This window comes from Acinetobacter tjernbergiae DSM 14971 = CIP 107465 (genome assembly GCF_000374425.1).
GTDB lineage: Bacteria > Pseudomonadota > Gammaproteobacteria > Pseudomonadales > Moraxellaceae > Acinetobacter > Acinetobacter tjernbergiae.
Map to the genome: position 1 here is coordinate 129,585 of NZ_KB894358.1, position 21,254 is coordinate 150,838.

The following is a 21,254-nucleotide window of genomic DNA, read 5'->3' on the forward strand; positions in this document are numbered from 1 at the left end:
CTTATTTTTTATCGGAAGCATTCCGTTGCCTCTTTAGCTCATCTAATTTCTTATTATAAGTACTATAAATTCCCTGCCATGTCTTGCCTTTATCTTTAGATATTTTAACTACAGCATAATCATTCCAAGCATAACTACTCAAAAGCGTCCCAGAATTCAATACAGTTATAGAAGCTGGTGCCATCACATTAGTATAATTTTCCCAAGTTTGCCCGTTATCTTGACTCACAGCTCACTTTGTAGAGCGTAGAAAACCCCCATCAATAGCATATATATCTCCTTGCGTAGAGAATTTCGGAGCTGCATAATTAATAGAAAAGGGTATTTCTAATTTTTGCCATGTTAAACCATGATCTTTTGTGATATATGGATGATCCCCTAAACCGAGTAATACACTAAGCGTCTGATCAGGATTAGAAGCTAACTGTCTAATAACCTTATTATCTGGTGTTTTACTATGCTGCCATTCTTTTGTTTTATAGTTATAATAATGCAGATCACCATTTATATGCGCATAACCAAATCCTGTTTTATCTTCCCATGTCCGAAACGCTTTAAAATTTGGCATTTCAATAGTTTGTTTTTTAACAACCTCTTTCCAGTCTCCTTTTTCTAACTGATCACTTTGATATATTGAAATATAAAGACCTGTAGAACTTTGTACAAAATGCTCTATAAACCATCCCGCTTTATCATTTCCAAAAACAGAAAGGATAATTCCTATCAGCAAATTACCGGTATCAATAGGACTCAGTGCATCACTACCTTTTTGATGTTTATATAGTCCATTCATTTCGCCATAAGCTAAAAAGTCAAAATCAGTACCTTCTTTTACCGTTACACACTCTAGAGCAAGTCCATCTTTACTTCTAATAATCTTTGCCTTTTCCTTTTTATCTTTGATATCATCTGAAAAAGAAAAAACCGAACCAATTTTACTAGCTGAAACTATCCTATTATCTTGTGTTTCCCTAAAACACTGCATTCCAAATGGTAATAGACCTTCTATATTCCCGAATTCTTTTTCTGCGTCTGTAATAGGTTTCATCCAACCCGTTATATCATCATTAGTATAAATTGCTTTGAAATATTGGTCGCCAAGTTTAGTGATTAAATCCTTATTAGAATTAAAACTCTCCAACCTAGCTAATAGATAAGCACTATTTGCATGAGTCAATATAAGACGACCTAAATCTGTTGTTTTATCTTTTTCAACCTTAAAAGTACCCATATAACTTAAGGGACTATCTTCTCTACCATTTACACTTTCAGTAGAAGCCCCTATCTGAACAATACGATATTCTCCCACAGGTAATTTTCCACTATAAATCTGAGTAGAACGCGAAACACCACCATTAATCACACCGATCAAATAGTTCTTATTTTTTTTCATGACTAATGTTTTTTCAGTAATACTTTCCACTATTAAAGAAAAAGGTATAATTCCACTATTAGAACTAAAACTCATAACCACAGGATATAAGTTTTCTTCCTGTTTGTGTGGTTGCAATATATTTTTCGCATATTCATTCACCTCCCTTGACTGTGGTGTTGTCGCACATGCTTGTAATACCAAACAGATAACCAAAGCAATGCTGCTTTTTAATATCAAATCTAATTTATTCATTTACGTCATCATTTCAATATTAGAAACTAAAAATACAAAAGAAGAGAACCGGTTCTCCTCTACCTAATAAAGCCAAACATTACTAGATTTATGAATAACAAACCACAAACAAAACAATAAAATTGGTTTAAACTACATAATAAAAAAAATCAAACACACTAAAAAACCTCTATTTTAAAGTAAAATTAAAACATTAATTTCACTATCTACAAACTCTTATTCTATTTTATATTTAAATCTAACCATCATTTAAAGATTCTTCCACATTCCCCAAATAGGAAAAAAATGTAACTCTTAAAGAAAGTAAACTGAATAAAAAGTCTTAGAAATACTTATGAGTACTTCTATAAATCAAAACAACTTACCTAGTTCGATTTTCCTCTAAGAAATGCAATGTATCTTTGAAGGTGAGCTGAGCAGGTACAATTTTTAGTAAAAATTGATATTCATGACCTGTAGGATAAGTTGCCTGATCAAAAAATCTGGTCGTCGTCGGAACTGAACGCTTTTTAAGTTCTATAGCAAGTTGCCGAGCTTGTTGTTCAAAAGATGCTGTATTTCCATCAGTCAAATAGATTGCGGGTAAGTTTGCAGTCAAATAATCAGAAGCCGTTAGCCCCATATCATTTGGATTAACTAACCAATTTTTATCCTGTAAATAAGCCCACCCTACACGCTTGAATACAAATCGTGTAATCGATGAATTCCATATCTTTTAAATCATAAGGTCCACAATACAACAGTGATCCACGAATCTGTTGTGGTTCTAAAACAGCAGGTATTTTGAGTAATACAGCATAGTGAGGGTTATGCTGTATAAGTAAAAACTGTAATGCAATCTGAGCGCCAGCCGAATCACCTGCAATAAATAGATTAGAGCTATTCAAGCGATGTGTATTTGCAAAGCTTGTATTGATATATCTGATTGCCTCCGAGACTTGAATCACAGACTCTGGATATTTAGCAGAAGGAACTAAATCATAATTCAGTACCATCACATAATAACCCTCGTATGCTAAACGAGTTGCATATTCCTTAACTTCGAATTTATCCCCACCAATAAAACCACCACCATGAACCCAAATAATCAAAGGTTTATGCTGTAAAGGATGATTTGGCGCATAAAAATCAAACTGATTCTTCTGATATCGTGATGGATAGCGTAAATCTTTAAAGACTTGTACATTTTTATCGAGATATTGCTTAGGACGATCGTCTTGAGGAATGCCAAATAAACTATGTTGCAACAACCATAAAGTTGGCTTTGGACTAAATAAACATACACTCAATAACAAGACTAAAAACAATGCAGCTAAAATTATTATTTTTCTCATCGTCATTTCCATGATTCAGTCTCGTATCTAAAACAACAAGACATAATATACATAGATATAAACGTGATTATAAAATTAGGCAATCGTAATGCTTGCCTAATTTTATCCATGACCTAATCATCTATCTCCATAATAATAACGAAATAGATGTATCAATTCACATCATCAACCCAATAGCTGAATCTCTGAACCAGCACGTTTTGGATCAATTAGAATTTTGGCATGTTGTTCTGGGTCACGTAAGGCATCAAAGGCATTACCTACCCCTTCCAAGCCCACCACACCAGTGATGAGTGGTGAACAATCCACTTTGCCTTCCGCAATCATATGTAAGGTGTCACGGAACTCAAGCGGTGTATAGCCCAGTACATACTGGATTTCCAATTCTTTATTAATCGCCAATGCAGGCTCAATTTTATCGCTTTGCATACAGACACCAACCCCCACAATACGTGAGAACAATGGTGCTCCTTCCAAAATTTGCTGCATAATTCCTGCAACACCCACACATTCAAATATCACGGGACGTTTAGGTAATAAACCGAGTTTGTCACCCACTCGCATGGCATTGACCCACGGTAATGAGAAGGTCTGAACTTTGTCAAAAATACCCATCCCCATATTAATTGCTTCAGACACATTGCCCAATAAGCCAAGCTCTTTCCAACTACTAAATGGCGATTGCTGTTTAGGATCAATCAACACATCTGCACCACATTGCTCAGCTAAACGACGGCGATTCGGTGAAAAATCACTCGCAACCACGGTTTTGACGCCTGCCGCTTTGAGCATAATAATCACACCCAAACCGACTGGACCACAACCAATCACGATTGCTGGTTCATTTTTCTTGATGCGACTACGACGTACTGCATGTAAAGCAACTGCCATTGGCTCAGTCAATGCTGCGCTATCCGCATCTAAACCATTTGGCACTTCAAACATCAAACTTGATTGAACCAAGACTTGCTCTGCATAAGCACCCGATGCACTGGGTGAAAGTCCAGTGGGTAGATAACCTTGCGGGTCAACATTTAACAATGGCATCGCACAAACCAAAGTATCCGCTTTCAGTTTACGACGTGTTTTTGGACCATAGTCTAAGACCTTGCCGCAAAACTCATGACCAAAAACTAATTTATCAGAGGATTTTGCAACTCCGTTAAAACCTACACGTGCTGCCAAATCATGCATATGGTCACAGTGATGTTGCATGTGTAAATCTGAACCACAGATTCCACAACGTACCACTTCAAGTAAGACTTGCCCTTTTGCAGGCACTAATTGAAGACTGTCTTCTAGCTTTAACTCAGCGTTATGACAAACCAGAGATTTCATAGGATGCTTTCCTTATTGTTTTATTGCATTTGTTAGCTTTTCTGACTTTTTATTGATTAAAACAGTTTGGCTAACACATTTCATTTTTAATTTTGACAAAGTGTATTGTCAGAATCTATGACCTAAAGATCAATATCACAGAAGAATAAGGTCAGAACTTCATGAAACGATGATTAAAAACAATAAGTTCAAATAACATCCAAATAAATAATGGGTGATTGTAATGAGAATATAATCATTTACAATTAACATTACTTTACGTAAAAGATCAAAATTTTAACAATTACCCTATATTTAAGGAATCTCCTATGCGCTTGCAATTCGCAGCAATCACTTTAACAGCAATCACTTTAACAGGCTGTGCCACACTTAAACCAATGGAATTACAACCTGAGTTTTGGCAACAGTCCAACAAAAAAGTCGCTGTAGTTGTATATGAACTACCTAAAACAGCGGCTTATAAAGCAGGTAATCAAGGATTGTTGGATATCGCCATCAATAATGCGATTTCTAATAAATTTGATAACTTTGTATCTAGTCTACAATTTGAACCATATAGCGCACTTGCAGAAGATATTGAAAAAGAATTTGATCAACGCGGTTTTGATGCAACTGTTGTAAAGGTAGATGTAAAAAATGTTCCTACTTTGGTCAAAACACCTGAACAGAAAAAGAACCCTGCCATTTTTCAGATGAACCTCGCCGCTGTATCAGAGCTAAAAGATAAAGATCTTGTATTTATTATTACGAGTACCCAAGTTGGCACAACCCGATCTTATTATAGTGTTGTGCCAACCTCTGCACCTCAAGGTATATATGGAGGAATTGCCCATCTCGTTGATGTAAAAACCAATGAAATTAAATGGTGGAAACCTGTAAGTGTAATAAAACCTGTAAATGGTGATTGGGATCAACCACCATCTTATCCAAATGTTTCACAAGCAGTGGATTTAGCAATCGAAGCATCAAAACAAGAGTATAAAAAGCAATTATTCAACAATAAAACACCAAATACGGTGATAACTAATTAATATTATGAATAAACTCAACAAACTCTCTTGGTTTGTGGCTGTCGTTATCTTTACTTTTACCTCATCTGTGTCCGCAGATGAGGTGCTAACGCCACCACAAGCAGCAATCAAAATTTCTTTAGCTAGCAGTGATACCGATTTCTCAATTGATATGACGAATGCAGCAGCCGTACCAGTCCCGATACAAGCAGTTCAAGGGGTAGACCCTTTAGTTGCATTAACTGGTGTTATTATTGGTTATATGGCAGTAGATAAAATTAGTTCAACAGCTGAACAAGCTGAACAAAAAAAGAAAATTCCCCATCTTTTAGAAATATCAGAAACAATTAATCCTCATCTTCTGCTCAAAAACCAATTTAACTCAGAAATCATCAAATACCCAAAGTGGGCAGATGGTCGCTCATATCAGTTAGATATAGCACCTGAATATCATTTGAATGCTACGTTAAATACAATAAGGATGGTCTTCAAATATCACTTAAAAGCATCAAAACCAAATACTAAAAGTGAATCAACAAAAGCTAATATTTATATCTTCCACAACCTTGATCAAGAAACAAGTAATCCTGAAAAAATAAAAACTTGGGAAGAAGCCAATGAAGAAAAGCTTAAAAATACCTTTCTACAAAGTGCAATTTTACTCACAGATGCTTTTTCAAATATAGATGTAAATCAAACACTCAATAGTGATTTTTTAATCGCAACTACTTTTAATGATGAGAAACTAAGGGGTTTTGCAATTAAACAAGATCACGATTGGTTATGGCTATTAGACCAAAATAAAAATATTTATATTCTAAAACCTAAACGCACCTTTGTTCTTAAGGCTGGCAATTTAAAAACAAGCTAAGCTCACAAAATTCATCGCCTAAATATATATAGAGTATTTCACGAAAAGACAGCATTCATGCTGTCTTTTTTATGAACTATTCTCTGAATTAATGATTTATTTAAAACACTTACCCTTTTTCTAAAAAATTCTATAGAACGCTTGCATTTAATAGCGTCTTTATGACAATATATATTTACTGGCTTTAAGCCACTATAAATGAGAAGTTAAAAAATGACGATTCAACTTATGACAGCTCAAACGAATGTTCCCATCGAGTTTTTGCAGTTTTCAGGTGGTGAACGTCATATTCAACTCAAACAAAATCTATTAGATCAGCTGCAAGAAAACACGCAGATCAAAGCCTCACTGAATAACAGTGCAGACGTGATGGATTATCTGCTATTGGAAAATGTGTTGCTTGAGCAAGGCTCTCTCCTTTCTGTGGAAATCCCTTATTTCCCTTATGCACGTCAAGACCGCATCTGTACACAAGGTCAAGCCTTTTCACTAGACTTAATGACTAAATTATTGAATAGCAATACAGAAAAATTTGCAGGACAGCGTCAAAAAATTGTGGTGTGGGATTGTCATAGTCAAGTGACCCTTGAACTATTACGCCAAAATACCCGCTTCCAACAGGTGATCAATATCGAACCAATTCAGATCATTCAACAAAGTGAAGCATTGATGCAGATCTTAACCGCCGACAATACGATTTTGGTCTGCCCCGATGCAGGCGCAACACAACGTACCCAAACGATTGCGAATGGCATCAACTCACAACGTCATAATGCGATCGAGATGATTCACTGTGAAAAACAACGTGATCCTAGCACTGGAAAAATTAGTACAACGACAGTGAATAGCCCTGATCTGACAGGAAAAACCGCAGTGATCACCGATGATATTTGTGATGGCGGTGCAACCTTTATTGGTATTGCCAAACAACTGCGCAGCCTAAATTGCCAAAACATTATTTTATATGTCACGCATGGCATTTTTAGCAAAGGTTTAACCGTATTCGATGGACTGATTGATCAAGTGTTTACGAGTAGCAGCTTGGTTCAAGTAGAGCCCACCAAACTCAATATCATTAATTTTCAAAACCAAGATTAAAAGCACGAGGAGTATAAAAATGAGTATTAAAATTAACCCACTCAATGCAATTGATTTCTACAAAGCAGACCACCGTCGTCAGTATCCAGTGGGAACTGAATACGTCTATGCCAACTTTACGCCTCGCTCATCGCGTTTAGCCAAAATGCTGCCTGATTTTGATGACAAGATTGTGTTCTTTGGTCTGCAAGGCTTTATCAAACATTTTTTGATTGAAACATGGAATGAGGGCTTTTTTAATCAACCCAAAGCCAAAGTGGTCGCAGCCTATAAACGCCGTATGGACAACGCTTTAGGTGAAGGAGCTGTGCCTGTTGAACACATTGAAGCCTTGCACGATCTCGGCTATTTACCCTTAAAAATTAAAGCATTGCAAGAAGGTAGCCGAGTCAATATCAAAGTGCCAGTATTGACCATTATCAACACTGATCCAAACTTCTTTTGGTTAACCAATTATGTTGAAACCGTGCTCAGTGCCGAGCTATGGAAAAGCTGTACCACTGCAACCATCGCTTATGAATACAAGCGTTTATTAACACAATATGCAGAAAAAACGGGCGCACCTTTAGATTTCATCCCAGTTCAAGGACATGATTTCAGTAGCCGAGGGATGAGTGGGATCTATGATGCTGCCCAATCGGGTGTGGGTCACTTAACCAGTTTTATCGGTACCGATTCAGTCGCTTCCATTGATTATGCAGAAGAATATTACAATGCAACTGGTGTCGTGGGCGTTTCAGTACCTGCAACCGAACACAGTGTGATGTGTATGGGCAGTGAAGAAAGTGAAATCGAGACCTTTAGACGTTTGATCTGTGAGCTTTATCCTACAGGCATCGTCAGTATCGTTTCTGATACTTGGGATTTCTGGCGTGTGATTACTGAGTTTAGCGTGGCATTAAAAGCAGAGATTTTAAAACGCCAACCCAATACCCTCGGACTCGCCAAAGTGGTGTTTCGTCCAGATTCAGGTGATCCAGTAAAGATTATCTGTGGTGATCCTGATGCAGAGATGGATAGTCCTGCTTATAAAGGTGCGGTGCAATGTTTATGGGAGATTTTTGGCGGAACAGAAACCGCACAAGGCTATAAAGTGCTAAATGAACGGGTTGGTTTGATCTATGGTGACTCAATCACACTAGAACGTGCGCAAAACATCTTAAAAGGTTTGTCAGCCAAAGGCTTTGCCTCTAATAATCTAGTCTTTGGGATTGGTAGTTATACTTATAACTATTTGACTCGTGATACTTTTGGTTTTGCAGTTAAAGCCACTTGGGGACAAGTGAATGGTGTAAGTCGTGAACTGTTTAAAGACCCTGTAACGGATTCAGGCGTTAAAAAATCAGCTAAGGGTTTATTACGAGTAGAACAAACGGTGAATGGCTTCGAACTATTTGATCAACAAAGTTTTGAACAGGAAAATATGGGCGCACTGCAAACTGTATTTGAAAATGGTCAATTGTTAAGAGAATGCTCGCTTGATCAAATTCGAGAGAGATTGATCTAAGCAAAACTCTCTATGATTAAAACACATCCAGTGATTAGATACTCGGAAAAGTCATCCGCAACCTGCATGGTATTAAAAGAATATCTGCACGATTCTCTTTACTAGAATTAAATAGATGCAAGTGGTGAACAGGTTTTGCGGATGACAATGGTTTTGCCTACTTTTGCCAAAACAAAAGTAGGTCGAGCCGAAGGCTTATCCTAAAATATGATGAGAACCCAATAAGACTCCGCTATGATATTACTTTATTCCGATTTCTTAATATTTCTATGAGTAAGGAAACTATCCATACCTCCGAACAGGAATACCTTGCCCACTATCAAAAAACAGACTATGACACGCCTCTGTTTACGGTCGATATGGCAATTTTTTCTGTAGCAAAAGGTCAATTACAAGTCTTAATGATTCAACGCTCCAACTTTCCCGAAAAAGGCAAATGGGCGCTACCGGGTGGCTTTGTCGATTTAAAAACCGATCCAGACTTAATGGCAACAGCCCACCGTAAACTGCTTGAAAAAACAGGGATTCATTCCCCGTATCTTGAACAAGTTGAGACCATCGGCAATCAATATCGTGATCCACGCGGTTGGTCAATCACTTCACTATACTTTGCCCTAATTGATTTTAATAAATTTCAAATCCAACAAAGTACAACAACAGAAAAAAGTGAGTGGCTTTCTATAAATGAAGCCTTGAAACTTGATTTAGCCTTCGATCATAAAGACTTACTACAGCTAGCATTTGATCGTCTTTGTAACAAAACCCGCTATACAGCCTTACCTGCTAGTCTCATGCCTGAGTTATTTACGCTGACTGAATTACAAACCATTTATGAAATTATTTTAGGTCATACATTAGAAAAGAAATCATTTAGACGTCGTATGCAAGAAGCAGCTGTCGTTGAGGAAACAGGGCAGCAAAAGATTGTCGGCAAACGCCCTGCCCAACTGTTTCGTTATGCACTCGACAATTATCATTTCACTTTTCCACGTATGTTAGAAACACCACGTCATCCGACTGAAAATGAAAAGAGCTAAGGCAAAACCCTAGCTCTAAAAATTTACTTCCAAGTTTGACGAATCATATCGACTGCTTTCTCAGCAATCATGATTGCTGGTGCATTGGTGTTACCATTCACAACCGTTGGCATAATGGAAGCATCAATCACACGAAGCCCATCAATACCATAAACTTTCAGCTCAGGGTCCACTACTGCCATTTCATCCACACCCATCTTACAACTACCCACTGGATGATAAACCGTGTCGACACGTTGACGTAAAACCTCACGAATTTCATCGTCAGACTTCACATTGGCAGTAAACATATCTTCTTTGATTTTTTCATTTAACGCAGGTGCGTTCATTAACTTCTGTGTAACCTTATAGCCATCGACCATATCCTGAAGATCTTGTTCATCCTCTAAGAATTTAAAATCAATCAATAATGGATCATCCACATTTTTACCACTGAGTTTGACTGAACCACGCGCACGTGGATTCAATAAACACACATGACATGAAATACCATGACCTGCATGCATCGTGCGAGCATGGTTATCTACTACAGCAATCACAAAGTGCAATTGTAAATTCGGCTTATCTAACTCAGGACGGCTTTTTAGAAAACCACCACATTCAGCATAATTGGTCGTGATCAAACCACGGCGTTCTTTACGATAACGTCCAATCTGCTTGACTAGATCTAGGCTTCCACCCACTGACACCCCAAAGGTTCCATCCATTTGCTTGGTCTTATAAGCAAAAATAAAATCAGGATGGTCATGCAGGTTTTCCCCAACACCAACAAGGTCTTTCACCACAGGGATACCATGCTTTTCCAACTCTTGACGTGGGCCAATCCCTGATAACATCAACACTTGTGGCGATTGGAATGCACCAGCAGAGAGTAAAACCTCTTTTTTAGCATTAATGATCGTGGTTTGCCCTTTATGTTTATACTCCACCCCAACAGCACGACCATTTTCAATCACAATACGAGCAACCATTGCTTGTGTGATGACATGTAGGTTTGGACGTTTACCCAAATAAGGCAATAAATATCCTCGTGCAGCACTCCAACGCTCACCATTTTTTTGTGTAACTTGATAAACCCCCAAGCCCTCTTGCTCAGCGCCATTAAAGTCATCATTCAATGGATAGCCAACTTGTTGAGCAGCTTCAACAAATGTTTTTTGATAAGGATTGTCTGAACGTAGCTCTCCAATATTCAATGGGCCATGCTGTCCATGATATTGATTACGAATGCGTTCGTTATGTTCTGATTTTATAAAATAAGGCAGTACTTCTTGATATGACCAACCTGTATTGCCTAGAGCAGCCCAATGGTCATAGTCACTGTGATGTCCACGGATATACACCATCGCATTAATCGCAGAACTCCCCCCTAAACATTTCCCGCGAGGTTGATAACCCTTACGCCCATTTAAACCTTTTTGTGGAATAGTCTCCAAAGCCCAGTTATTCAGTTTTGTAGGAATACTAATCACAGCAGCAGCAGGTGTATTCACCAACCAACTATTCCCATCACCACCTGCTTCTAGTAAACATACTGATATATTTGGATTTTCTGAAAGCCGACCTGCAAGTACACAACCTGCTGAGCCACCACCAATAATTACAAAATCAAAAGCTGCTTGTGTCATTTCTATCCCTGTTATTTTCATTTTTTAAAAAGTTAAAAATATTATGCCTAAAACTACATAAATAGGCGGCATTACTTGTCTAACAGCTCCATGCTCTACAATTAAAAATTAACTGGATATCACGAGAATCACAATAATTTATTAGCTTCTTTTCGATTCAATATTCAATTAACTTTTATTTTCAATACATTTAAAATACGCTATAAACTGAATTTATTAGAATCAATTGATGATGACAATTAAGAAATTTATATATTTTTTACTATGCTACCTCACAACAAGTCTAGCATTTGCAAACAACCCAACGCCTAAACAATTTTTTAATCACTATATAACACTCAATGAAAACTTTGATCCAGCACTTGCAGATTTATACGCTGACACTGCAAAAATTCAAATCTTTCGAAAATACCCTCATGGTTTGGAAAGAAGCATGGCTCTCTCAGGTCTACAATGGAAAATGTTGATCAACAAAATGATGCCTATCGCTAAAGCTAGTAATGACCGTAGTAAATTTTCTAATATAAAAATTACACCTATTGCTAAAAAATATAAAATCAAAGCAGATCGCTTTTCAACAATAAAGTGTTATACCGACAAAGGCTACTATATGGTGATTGAACCAAAAGAAAATGGAGCATTTGAAATCATTGAAGAATATATGGAAACTCAGCCAAACTCGAATTGCGAATGATCTGAATAAAATTATTTTATACAGCTTTATTCAACAATACGATGAACCAAAGTGATACTCGATATAATTAGGAATTGTGTTGAGTAAACTAAAACTTTAGACGTAAAAAAACCGCTAACTTAGCGGTATTTTATCTCATCTTTAAGATGATGGTCGGAACAGTAGGATTTGAACCTACGGCCCCCTGGTCCCAAACCAGGTGCGCTACCAGACTGCGCCATGCTCCGAATGTGGGGTGAATGACGGGATTCGAACCCGCGACAACTGGAATCACAATCCAGGGCTCTACCAACTGAGCTACATCCACCATAACATGTTTTGATTCTATGTACCAAGCTACCAAAAATGGCGCGCCTGACAGGATTCGAACCTGTGACCATCCGCTTAGAAGGCGGATGCTCTATCCAACTGAGCTACAGGCGCATAACGATGATAATAATATCAAGCGATACTTCGCCGATTTTAAAGCAATGTTTTACAACATTATTTTAAATGGTCGGAGCAGTAGGATTCGAACCTACGACCCCCTGGTCCCAAACCAGGTGCACTACCAGGCTGTGCTATGCTCCGATTTTCTCAGCTTTTATTGTATCGCACATCGTGCGGTACGGTGTGCATTCTAGGCTTGACGTCGCATCACGTCAACACCTAGTTTTAAAAAAAATGCTTTTTCCTTATCAAATGTATATTTAACAAGCATTTTAACGCTTTAGCGAGGCACTAAAGTTCAACATTCGATCTAATGGTAATTTTGCTCGTTCAGCAAGCGCAGGATCAACGTGTATTTCTTGATCAGCATGCTGCAATACATGCAAAATTCCATCCAATTCATTCATTGCCATCCACGGGCAATGCGCGCATGAGCGACAGGTTGCCCCCTCACCTGCGGTTGGTGCTTCAAATAATTCTTTATCTGGTGCAGCTTGCTGCATTTTATAAAAAATGCCACGGTCTGTTGCTACAATCATTTGTTTATGCGGCAAGGTCTGAGCTGCTTTAATCAGTTGCGAGGTGCTTCCCACCGCATCAGCAATATCCACCACAGATTCAGGTGACTCTGGATGAACTAAAACCGCTGCATCTGGATAGAGCGCTTTCATTTGCGCAATACCACGGGCACGGAATTCTTCATGCACGATACATGCACCATCCCACAACAACATTTCAGCGCCCGTTTTCTTTTGAATATAGCGACCTAAATGCTGATCTGGTGCCCAAATAATTTTTTCGCCCAAACTATCTAAATGTTCAATAATCTCAACCGCACAACTTGATGTCACCACCCAATCGGCACGTGCTTTGACTGCTGCCGAGGTATTGGCATACACCACCACGGTATGATCAGGATGTTGATCACAGAATGCAGAAAACTCATCGACTGGACAACCCAAGTCAAGTGAACAGGTTGCTTCTAGAGTCGGCATCAATACTGTTTTTTCAGGTGATAAAATTTTAGAGGTTTCACCCATAAATTTAACCCCAGCAACAACCAGTGTTGTCGCAGGATGATCACGTCCAAAACGTGCCATTTCTAATGAGTCAGAAACACAACCACCTGTCAGTTCCGCAAGCTCTTGCACTTCAGGATCGCAATAATAATGTGCGACAAGTACAGCATTGCGTTTTTTAAGCTCTGCTGCAATTTGCGCAAACTTTTCTTGTTTCACTTCTGGGCTAAGACGATTGTCTTTTGGGTCACCCAAACGATCTAAATGCGCCTGCACAATATTTTTGGCTTCGTTCGCAATTAAATTCGCATCATTCATAAAGCGTCTTCTCTATCCTGCGTGCTTGCATCGCTGCAAACTTATAACGTGGGTATTTTGGTGATCATTTGGGATAAATCACTTTATCCACAAACCAGCTTATAAAAAAAGCCTCCCTGTGGAGGCTTTATTATAACGCAAATTTATGAGCGATAATCGGCATTAATTTTTACATAGTCATAAGAAAAGTCACAGGTATACACCGTGTCTTTGGCTGTACCACGTCCAAGATCAATACGAATCGTGATTTCCTTCTCAGCCATAACTGCTGCACCTGCCGCTTCGGTATAGTCAGGATTCGCACCACCATCCAAACAAATCTGCACATCACCTAACCAAACTTGTACTTTACTACTGTCTAGGTTGGGTACGCCTGCCTTACCGATTGCCATCACAATGCGTCCCCAGTTTGGATCTGAAGCGAATAAAGCCGTTTTAATGAGTGGTGACTCAGCAACACTATAAGCAACATCACAACACTCTTGCGTGTTTGCTCCACCGTCAACTTGAACCGTGATGAACTTGGTTGCACCCTCACCATCACGCACAATCAATTGCGCTAGACGATTCATAATCCGTGCCAACACATCAAGTACCTGTTGATAACGTGCATCATCTTGACTCTGAATCTCAACACCACCCGCTAAACCCGTGGCTACAAAGATACAAGAGTCATTGGTTGAGGTATCACCATCAATGGTGATACGGTTAAATGAATGCTCAACTGTAGTCTGCAAAAGCTGCTGTACAGATGCTTTTGAAATCGGCGCATCTGTTGCAACAAAGCTGAGCATGGTCGCCATGTTCGGGCGAATCATACCTGCGCCTTTACTGATACCTGTCATGGTATAAATCACGCCATCAAGTTCAAACTGCTCAGAAGCACCTTTAGGCGTAGTATCTGTGGTCATAATGCCTGATGCAGCATCTGCCCAACGATCAGCATTTGAATCATTTAATGCAGGCTGAATACCTTGTACTAAACGTTCAATTGGCAATTGCTCACCGATAACACCCGTTGAAAATGGCAATATCTGATTGGTTTGCACACCTGCCAACTCAGCGAGTTTCGCACAGGTCACTTCTGCATTTTTATAGCCAATTGTTCCTGTTGCAGCATTGGCATTACCTGTATTGATAATCAGGTAACGTGGCGTGTTCTCTGCCAAGTGTTTTTTGCTGAGAAGTACAGGTGCAGCAGCAAAGGCACTTTGGGTAAACACCCCAGCAACGTTTGAGCCTTCAGCAAATTCAAAAATGACTAAATCTCGTCGATTTGGATAACGTACATACGCCTCAGTTGAGCCAATTTTTACACCCTGCACCACATGCATAAGTGGCATTGTTACGTCACCAACAGCCATTTTTAAACTTCCATTCAATTTGTTATGAAAGGCTTAAGCTTATTCCAAAAAGCAATGAAAATCGAGCGTTAACGAGATAGATCATTTATAAATTAAAAGCACTTTCATTGTCTGATTTTAATAAGATATTCATGCAGCAGTCGCTATTGTGAGGCGGCATGGATGCCGCCCGTTGAACAGGGGCTACATGGATGTGCCCTCTGTCCAACAAAAGATTTTTTTTACTTTTCATCTTTGAAAAGTAAAAGAATGCCTATACACAATGCATATAAAGTTATGCTTTAACTAAATGGCTGTGCTAACTCTTGATAAGTGAACACTCAAACGATCTACATTTTTAAAACTAAATTTATTGTTCCAAACTCAGTAAAATCTGCTTCTTATCCAAACCACCTGCAAAACCAACTAATGCCCCACTCGAACCAATCACCCGATGACACGGCGCAATAATCGAAATTGGGTTTCTACCATTGGCAGCCCCAACAGCACGTACTGCTTTTTCATTACCAATCTGAACGGCAATGTCTTTATAACTACGCTTCTCACCATAAGGGATGGTCAACAAAGCCTGCCAAACCTGTTGTTGAAAATCTGTGCCTTGGAAGTCCAAAGGTAAATCAAATTGCTGACGCTGACCGGCGAAATATTCTTCTAATTGTTTTTTAACTCGAAGTAACATCGGATGTTGACGATCCTCTATCAGTTCAGCGAGTCGTACTCGTTTATGGTCTTCATTGTCCCACATGACCGCAACAAGTGCCTGATCATGGGCAACCAATTTTAATGCACCGACAGGAGAGTCCATATACATATATATCAGTTGCATTAAAAATCTCCTTTACGCTACTTCAATCTTAGTTCCCCCTCTTTGATAAAGAGGAGTAATTTTTATGAAGTTGAAGATAGTTTCATCAAAACCAAACCCGAAACAATCAGTATTGCTGCAATCATTCGCATTGCGGTCATTGGCTCATGCAAAACAATGATCCCAACAATAAACGACCCAATCGCACCAATCCCAGTCCAAACAGTATAGGCTGTCCCTAAAGGCAATGTTCGCATTGCAATTGACAGCAATACGACACTTAAAATCATAAAAATGAGGGTCACGATACTAGGTGTTAATTTGGTAAAACCTTCAGACATCTTCATGGAATATGCCCAAATAATTTCAAAAACCCCTGCCAATATTAAAATTACCCATGCCATTTTTTACACTCATCTTTATCAAATATTGGGTCGTCCCAACGTGATGCTTTTGAGGGAGGTCGTCCTCCTAGGGCAGTAGTGTACTGTAAAAACTTATAGTGATGTCAGGCATTATGTATTCATTTCAGTCGTGTATTTTTAAAATTTAAATACCTCATCAGTAGAATTTATTGCCATGAAATTTGATCCACTTGCATCAACTCACACGCCCCATTACCCGTGTCTTCACGCGATAAAGAGCTTTTCCAATGCCAGCCATCTTTCGCCTGTATTTCAATTAAAGAACCTTTTAAATAGACTAGATCATCTTTTTTAATTTTTTTCATTTGTGATGCAATATATGCATTTGCGGGAACTAAATGCATATTGGCACTATGTGTTGCGATTTCTCTTAACGCAATAGGCGGCTCATGATCAACGCGCCAGTAATACCAACGATTATTTTGCGAAACATCAATTTGTTTATAAATCTGAGGATTTGCCATATCTCCCCAACCGACCGCAATATCCATAGGAGAAAAGTCGGCTTCACGTCCTAAGTTATAATCTTCCCTAGAAAGCACACGGAATGCCCCTTCATATTTCTCTAATGCGGTAATCTGCACGCCTTGCTGGGTCGTCATTTGGCGAATATCGGGTGCAGGTTTTAGTACCTGTGTCCAAACCAACCATGCAAGCGCCAATCCTAATACGCCATACATCCATCTTGGCATTTTACTTATCCTTCTTTCCTTGTAAGTATGTTATCCATTGCTTTAAACGATTTAAAAATAAATCTAAAAAACGACTGATAAGCCTAAAATAACCACCCGATGACTCAGTTGACCTATTCAACAAAGGAGAAGTATCGGTATTAAAATCCATCATTTCTAAAGGTTCATAATGAGATAAGGTTTGTTGTAACTCCGCTCCCAAACTCAGACGGATTAAGGCAACAGTGACGTCATCAATTGCAAGATAATGATACAAAGTCAGATGGCGTGTGTCCAAATCAATGCTATGTTCGACTAAGATGTCTGCAAATGGCAGTAATGCTTTTCGAATACGTTGTACTTCCACAAAACTACTCATGTGTGGAATATAATAAAAACTCACTTTCATACTGCTATTTAGTGGAACAAGTTCAAGCTGAGCGAACAAATTTTGTGGTTTATCGCTTTGATTTATACATTGATCTGTGTTGTCAGTTATTAGATTGTCTTGTTGTTCTAAAGCCATTTATGCACCATGAATGACTCAAAAAAGATACTGCTAGTATAAACGAACAGTATCTCAGGGTAGTGACATTTTGAACAAAGGATTAGAACTTTAGCGTAAGTCCTAAACCATAAAGCCAACCTCTCTCACTGTCAGAGGCTGATTGCCATTCAGTTTGTTTCAAACCTTTATTATATGTATACGCAATATCAATAAAAGGCATCACTTTTTTACTGATTTCATAACGGGTTTGTACACCTGTCTGTAATTTGGATAATCCAGAATTAGCTGCATAATTCGACTCATCACTCAACACGACATCTACATTCAGATAAGGTTGAGCAATCAATTTTTGCGTAAATAATACATCGCGTGTTGTTTCCAAACTCAGTTGCCAACGTTGATCTTGAGCTGCATAAAGATAGGCTTCTGTTTCAAAGAAATACGGTGCTAGACCATGTAATCCCAATACCGTGTCCCATTGATTTTTATCATGCTTTTGTTCAGGTTGATATTGATAACGAACACCTGCTTGGACATCCCAAAAGTCAGCAATATGACGACTATATAACAGCATCGCTTCGGTTTGAGTTTGCTCAGATTCCGCTTTTTCTACATGAGCTTTGATGAATATTTTATTTTCATCACTTCCCACCCATGTTTTTAGCTCAGTACTGGCACTGCCTCGACCATCATCATCAACGACCCACGCATTTTTAATCGTTGTGGCTTGATAAATTTGTCCACCATGTTCACTGTGATGATCGTGTGCATCATGTTGAATATCAGATGGTACTTGCTTTGTTTCAGGTTGATGTCCTGAATGATCAACAGGAGATGATGTCTCCATCAATATATTCTGTTGTACCGACTGATCCATTTGCATCATTTGATCATGACCCTCGTGCGCAGATGCAAATACACTCAAAGAAGAAATCATGCCACCCATTGCCAATAATTGTGTATAGCGTTTCATCGTAGAAGCTTGCTTAGTGATGTGCATGGCTCGCTCCTTGAGTGGGTTGAACAGGCGTAATTTGTGAAACTTTGCTGTCATCGACATTTGCGACAATCAATTTACTCATCATGCCCGCACTCATGTGGTACAACAGGTGACAATGAATCGCCCATTCACCTAGCTCATCCGCAGTAAGTAGTGCTGTAACAGTTTTGCCCGGTGGCACGATCACAGTATGTTTATTGGGCATATCTTGTAATGCCTGACCATTTTCTAATTGCATAAACATGCCATGTAAATGCATCGGATGCGCCATCATACTTTCATTGACAAATTTCAGTCGAATACGCTCGCCATAGCGGACTGTTAAAGGCTTAAAATCAGGATCACTAAACTTTTTACCATCAATCGTCCAGATGTAACGCTCCATCGTGCCACCCAGACGGATCACCAATTCACGCTCGGCTGGACGGCGATAACTTTCTGGTTGTGGTTGCAGTGACTTCAAATCAGCATAATTTAAGGCTTTTTGGTTTACTGGCGTTGCTGCATTCGCCCAACCCTGTACATGATCAATATTTCCTTTTGTAGAAGATGCAGCCGCTTGATGCTGGCTATGATCCATCTCCCCCATCGTCATCTGCGTATGAGCACTGTGATCCATCTTGCTCATATCCATCTGACCATGTCCACTGTGATCCATTTGCGACATGCCCATTTGAGCATGTGAACGATGATCCATCGTGATCTCTGATGTTGGTACAGGTGTCACTTTTTCATGTGGTACTTGTGATTGGTTATGATCCATATTCGGCATATTCATTTGATCATGCGCGCCATGATCCATTCCCATATCTTCCATACTTAATAAAGCACGTGGGCGTGATTTTGGGATTTGCACTGAGGTTGGACTGCTCACCTGTTCATTCTGCAATGACCCAATTGCAAAACCAGAACGATCTATTGACTCTGCCTCAATTTGATAATGCGCTTGTTCAGGTTCAACCAATACATCATAAGTTTCTGCTGTACCAATACGGAATTCATCCACGGGAACAGGCTGTACAGGCTGACCATCGGCACTAACGACTGTCATTTTTAGGTTTGGAATACGTACATCAAAAAAAGACATGGCTGATGCATTGATAAAGCGCAAACGAATCTTTTCACCCGTTTTAAAAGCACCTGTCCAATTTTGTTGAGGTGTTTTCCCATTCACCAAGAAAGTATAACCAGTAATGTCTGATAAATCGGTTTTGAGCATCCGCATCTGGTTCCACATCGAACGATCTTGCCACGTTGCTTTCAAACCTTGTTGTTTCACTTGTGTCCAAACATCTGAAACGGTTTCACGTTGGTTCTGATAATACTCAGCCGATTTTTTCAGGTTTGCCATGATCTTGTCGCTTTCCGTTTCATGGAAATCAGACAACATCACCACATAATCACGTTCAGCTTTTTCATGTGTTGCAACAGGCTGCTTACCTTTCGGATAGATCACCAACGGACCATATAAGCCATCTTGTTCTTGTCCCTTGCTATGGGCGTGATACCAATAAGTCCCATTTTGTCGAACCTTGAAACGATATTCAAAACTGCCATTCGGTTGAATGCCTTTAAAACCATTAAAACCAGGAACTCCATCCATTAGCCCAGGTAAAAGCAGACCATGCCAATGCAATGACGTATCTTGATTTTTGAGTTGATTATGCACATAAATCACGGCTTCATCTCCCTCTTCAAACTCAAGAAGCGGAGCAATAAATTTACCGTTGACTGTCATACGTTGCACAGGCTTTCCTGTCACATTGACGAGACCTTGATTAATATTCAGATGATATTCTTTGATTGCAGCCAAACTATAAGGTGCAAAAAATAGACTTAAGCTAGCAACGACACCAGCATATATTTTTAAGGACATGATATTTTCCTAATCTGTTAACGATTCAAATTGCTCTTTTCAACAAAATAAAGAGCCTGTAAAACAGATTAGGTTCTAGGAGGACGTAAAATCTCTTGCCAATAACCCGCAAGATGGCGAGCTTGATACGCTGTATTTTTATAGCTGCTCAGTTCTAAAAACGGCGAGCCAGACAAGCTTGGAATCTGCTGATCGAGTGCTAGATTGATCGTTTGGCAATGTGAAAGACTATTACAGTCAGGACAATGTTGCTGATTTTGCATTTGCCCATCATGGCATTTAACAACATTGGTCACATCATGTGACATTTGCATTTGATGATGTTGATCCATCATTTGCTGATCGTGACACGGCATGGTTTGCACTATTGACGTTTTTTGATCCAATCGAACTTCTTGAACTGCTGCAACAGCCACACCACTTCCCCCAATGAAAAATATCATCAGGAATACAAACCATACATGCTTGTATTGTTTATGAAGTTGCACTGAATACCCTTGGATCAATCATCAAATGAATGCGATTTACTTAGCATAATTTCTTTCTATGTTATGCACAATCTACTTTATGTTCAAATTATGCTAATTTCACACACGTACACAACCAAACTGCCAATTTATTGAACAATAAAATATTAGATCACTGATAAGCAAAAACAAAGCAAAATAAAGCGCTTAGCGCATAAAAAAAGGACA

21 protein-coding genes and 4 tRNA genes are annotated in these 21,254 nt (G+C 38.9%); 6 read left to right on the top strand and 19 right to left on the bottom strand.

What is annotated here, in order from left to right:
• Position 1: 1 nt before the first annotated feature.
• The 5 genes from C502_RS19680 to C502_RS0106195 form a co-directional block, all read right to left on the bottom strand.
• Entirely contained in the window at positions 2–229 is a 228-nt protein-coding gene (locus C502_RS19680; RefSeq protein ID WP_018677963.1) for a sialidase family protein, read from the bottom strand.
• A gap of 3 nt (positions 230–232) precedes the next feature.
• Positions 233–1,627 carry a hypothetical protein gene (locus C502_RS18110; protein WP_018677964.1) on the bottom strand — a complete coding sequence of 465 codons (1,395 nt, stop codon included), beginning with the start codon at positions 1,625–1,627 and terminating at the stop codon, positions 233–235.
• A 361-nt stretch (positions 1,628–1,988) separates the two neighbouring features.
• Positions 1,989–2,249: a hypothetical protein gene (locus tag C502_RS19465; protein ID WP_018677965.1), complete on the bottom strand. Its 261-nt coding sequence runs from the start codon at positions 2,247–2,249 to the stop codon at positions 1,989–1,991.
• Between the two features lie 25 nt (positions 2,250–2,274).
• Positions 2,275–2,961 carry an alpha/beta hydrolase gene (locus tag C502_RS18115; protein ID WP_228129323.1) on the bottom strand — a complete coding sequence of 229 codons (687 nt, stop codon included), beginning with the start codon at positions 2,959–2,961 and terminating at the stop codon, positions 2,275–2,277.
• A 165-nt stretch (positions 2,962–3,126) separates the two neighbouring features.
• Entirely contained in the window at positions 3,127–4,299 is a 1,173-nt protein-coding gene (locus tag C502_RS0106195) for a zinc-binding dehydrogenase (RefSeq protein WP_018677966.1), read from the bottom strand.
• Positions 4,300–4,607: 308 nt separating this feature from the next.
• On the opposite strand from C502_RS0106195, the gene C502_RS0106200 reads away from it, so the two are divergent.
• The 5 genes from C502_RS0106200 (at position 4,608) to ntrR (ending at position 9,822) form a co-directional block, all read left to right on the top strand.
• Complete coding sequence (locus C502_RS0106200) at positions 4,608–5,330, top strand: hypothetical protein (protein WP_018677967.1); 723 nt, start codon at positions 4,608–4,610, stop codon at positions 5,328–5,330.
• Positions 5,331–5,334: 4 nt separating this feature from the next.
• Complete coding sequence (locus tag C502_RS0106205) at positions 5,335–6,180, top strand: hypothetical protein (RefSeq protein ID WP_018677968.1); 846 nt, start codon at positions 5,335–5,337, stop codon at positions 6,178–6,180.
• A gap of 213 nt (positions 6,181–6,393) precedes the next feature.
• Positions 6,394–7,278, top strand: coding sequence for a phosphoribosyltransferase family protein (locus C502_RS0106210; RefSeq protein ID WP_018677969.1), 885 nt, complete (start codon positions 6,394–6,396; stop codon positions 7,276–7,278).
• Between the two features lie 19 nt (positions 7,279–7,297).
• Complete coding sequence (locus C502_RS0106215; RefSeq protein ID WP_018677970.1) at positions 7,298–8,785, top strand: nicotinate phosphoribosyltransferase; 1,488 nt, start codon at positions 7,298–7,300, stop codon at positions 8,783–8,785.
• 269 nt (positions 8,786–9,054) lie between these two features.
• A complete protein-coding gene (gene ntrR / locus C502_RS0106220) occupies positions 9,055–9,822 on the top strand; it encodes an ADPR responsive transcriptional repressor NtrR (protein WP_018677971.1) in 768 nt (255 codons plus the stop codon).
• Positions 9,823–9,845: 23 nt separating this feature from the next.
• Here the strand turns inward: ntrR and C502_RS0106225 are convergent, their stop codons facing one another.
• On the bottom strand, positions 9,846–11,450 hold the full coding sequence (locus C502_RS0106225; protein ID WP_018677972.1) for a GMC family oxidoreductase: 1,605 nt from the start codon (positions 11,448–11,450) through the stop codon (positions 9,846–9,848).
• Between the two features lie 229 nt (positions 11,451–11,679).
• On the opposite strand from C502_RS0106225, the gene C502_RS0106230 reads away from it, so the two are divergent.
• Complete coding sequence (locus C502_RS0106230) at positions 11,680–12,144, top strand: hypothetical protein (protein ID WP_018677973.1); 465 nt, start codon at positions 11,680–11,682, stop codon at positions 12,142–12,144.
• A gap of 150 nt (positions 12,145–12,294) precedes the next feature.
• Here the strand turns inward: C502_RS0106230 and C502_RS0106235 are convergent.
• From C502_RS0106235 to C502_RS0106295, 13 genes are all read right to left on the bottom strand, one after another.
• Positions 12,295–12,371: transfer RNA gene (locus C502_RS0106235), tRNA-Pro, on the bottom strand.
• A 4-nt stretch (positions 12,372–12,375) separates the two neighbouring features.
• A tRNA-His gene (locus C502_RS0106240) sits at positions 12,376–12,451 on the bottom strand.
• A gap of 39 nt (positions 12,452–12,490) precedes the next feature.
• Positions 12,491–12,567: transfer RNA gene (locus tag C502_RS0106245), tRNA-Arg, on the bottom strand.
• A gap of 70 nt (positions 12,568–12,637) precedes the next feature.
• A tRNA-Pro gene (locus C502_RS0106250) sits at positions 12,638–12,714 on the bottom strand.
• 131 nt (positions 12,715–12,845) lie between these two features.
• The gene (gene nadA / locus C502_RS0106255) at positions 12,846–13,910 is read right to left on the bottom strand and encodes a quinolinate synthase NadA (protein ID WP_018677974.1); all 1,065 of its coding nucleotides are present in this window, start codon (positions 13,908–13,910) and stop codon (positions 12,846–12,848) included.
• Positions 13,911–14,053: 143 nt separating this feature from the next.
• On the bottom strand, positions 14,054–15,274 hold the full coding sequence (gene argJ, locus C502_RS0106260; RefSeq protein WP_018677975.1) for a bifunctional glutamate N-acetyltransferase/amino-acid acetyltransferase ArgJ: 1,221 nt from the start codon (positions 15,272–15,274) through the stop codon (positions 14,054–14,056).
• Between the two features lie 349 nt (positions 15,275–15,623).
• Positions 15,624–16,100: a methylated-DNA--[protein]-cysteine S-methyltransferase gene (locus C502_RS0106265; protein ID WP_018677976.1), complete on the bottom strand. Its 477-nt coding sequence runs from the start codon at positions 16,098–16,100 to the stop codon at positions 15,624–15,626.
• Between the two features lie 62 nt (positions 16,101–16,162).
• On the bottom strand, positions 16,163–16,483 hold the full coding sequence (locus C502_RS0106270) for a DMT family transporter (RefSeq protein WP_018677977.1): 321 nt from the start codon (positions 16,481–16,483) through the stop codon (positions 16,163–16,165).
• Positions 16,484–16,650: 167 nt separating this feature from the next.
• On the bottom strand, positions 16,651–17,196 hold the full coding sequence (locus C502_RS0106275) for a hypothetical protein (RefSeq protein WP_018677978.1): 546 nt from the start codon (positions 17,194–17,196) through the stop codon (positions 16,651–16,653).
• Between the two features lies 1 nt (position 17,197).
• The gene (locus C502_RS0106280; RefSeq protein ID WP_018677979.1) at positions 17,198–17,701 is read right to left on the bottom strand and encodes a hypothetical protein; all 504 of its coding nucleotides are present in this window, start codon (positions 17,699–17,701) and stop codon (positions 17,198–17,200) included.
• Between the two features lie 82 nt (positions 17,702–17,783).
• Complete coding sequence (locus C502_RS0106285; RefSeq protein ID WP_018677980.1) at positions 17,784–18,683, bottom strand: copper resistance protein B; 900 nt, start codon at positions 18,681–18,683, stop codon at positions 17,784–17,786.
• Complete coding sequence (locus C502_RS0106290) at positions 18,670–20,559, bottom strand: copper resistance system multicopper oxidase (protein WP_018677981.1); 1,890 nt, start codon at positions 20,557–20,559, stop codon at positions 18,670–18,672. The genes C502_RS0106285 and C502_RS0106290 overlap by 14 nt, the downstream gene beginning before the upstream one ends.
• A gap of 68 nt (positions 20,560–20,627) precedes the next feature.
• Positions 20,628–21,047 (bottom strand): hypothetical protein, encoded by a 420-nt coding sequence (locus tag C502_RS0106295; protein ID WP_018677982.1) that lies wholly within the window; start codon positions 21,045–21,047, stop codon positions 20,628–20,630.
• Positions 21,048–21,254: the final 207 nt, after the last annotated feature.

Excerpts from the sequence above, each read along its gene's own strand:
- C502_RS18110 (WP_018677964.1), bottom strand. The coding sequence starts at position 1,627 with ATGAATAAATTAGATTTGATATTAAAAAGCAGCATTGCTTTGGTTATC.
- C502_RS19465 (WP_018677965.1), bottom strand. The coding sequence starts at position 2,249 with ATGGGGCTAACGGCTTCTGATTATTTGACTGCAAACTTACCCGCAATC.
- C502_RS18115 (WP_228129323.1), bottom strand. The coding sequence starts at position 2,961 with ATGAGAAAAATAATAATTTTAGCTGCATTGTTTTTAGTCTTGTTATTG.
- C502_RS0106195 (WP_018677966.1), bottom strand. The coding sequence starts at position 4,299 with ATGAAATCTCTGGTTTGTCATAACGCTGAGTTAAAGCTAGAAGACAGT.
- C502_RS0106200 (WP_018677967.1), top strand. The coding sequence starts at position 4,608 with ATGCGCTTGCAATTCGCAGCAATCACTTTAACAGCAATCACTTTAACA.
- C502_RS0106205 (WP_018677968.1), top strand. The coding sequence starts at position 5,335 with ATGAATAAACTCAACAAACTCTCTTGGTTTGTGGCTGTCGTTATCTTT.
- C502_RS0106210 (WP_018677969.1), top strand. The coding sequence starts at position 6,394 with ATGACGATTCAACTTATGACAGCTCAAACGAATGTTCCCATCGAGTTT.
- C502_RS0106215 (WP_018677970.1), top strand. The coding sequence starts at position 7,298 with ATGAGTATTAAAATTAACCCACTCAATGCAATTGATTTCTACAAAGCA.
- ntrR (WP_018677971.1), top strand. The coding sequence starts at position 9,055 with ATGAGTAAGGAAACTATCCATACCTCCGAACAGGAATACCTTGCCCAC.
- C502_RS0106225 (WP_018677972.1), bottom strand. The coding sequence starts at position 11,450 with ATGACACAAGCAGCTTTTGATTTTGTAATTATTGGTGGTGGCTCAGCA.
- C502_RS0106230 (WP_018677973.1), top strand. The coding sequence starts at position 11,680 with ATGATGACAATTAAGAAATTTATATATTTTTTACTATGCTACCTCACA.
- nadA (WP_018677974.1), bottom strand. The coding sequence starts at position 13,910 with ATGAATGATGCGAATTTAATTGCGAACGAAGCCAAAAATATTGTGCAG.
- argJ (WP_018677975.1), bottom strand. The coding sequence starts at position 15,274 with ATGGCTGTTGGTGACGTAACAATGCCACTTATGCATGTGGTGCAGGGT.
- C502_RS0106265 (WP_018677976.1), bottom strand. The coding sequence starts at position 16,100 with ATGCAACTGATATATATGTATATGGACTCTCCTGTCGGTGCATTAAAA.
- C502_RS0106270 (WP_018677977.1), bottom strand. The coding sequence starts at position 16,483 with ATGGCATGGGTAATTTTAATATTGGCAGGGGTTTTTGAAATTATTTGG.
- C502_RS0106275 (WP_018677978.1), bottom strand. The coding sequence starts at position 17,196 with ATGCCAAGATGGATGTATGGCGTATTAGGATTGGCGCTTGCATGGTTG.
- C502_RS0106280 (WP_018677979.1), bottom strand. The coding sequence starts at position 17,701 with ATGGCTTTAGAACAACAAGACAATCTAATAACTGACAACACAGATCAA.
- C502_RS0106285 (WP_018677980.1), bottom strand. The coding sequence starts at position 18,683 with ATGCACATCACTAAGCAAGCTTCTACGATGAAACGCTATACACAATTA.
- C502_RS0106290 (WP_018677981.1), bottom strand. The coding sequence starts at position 20,559 with ATGTCCTTAAAAATATATGCTGGTGTCGTTGCTAGCTTAAGTCTATTT.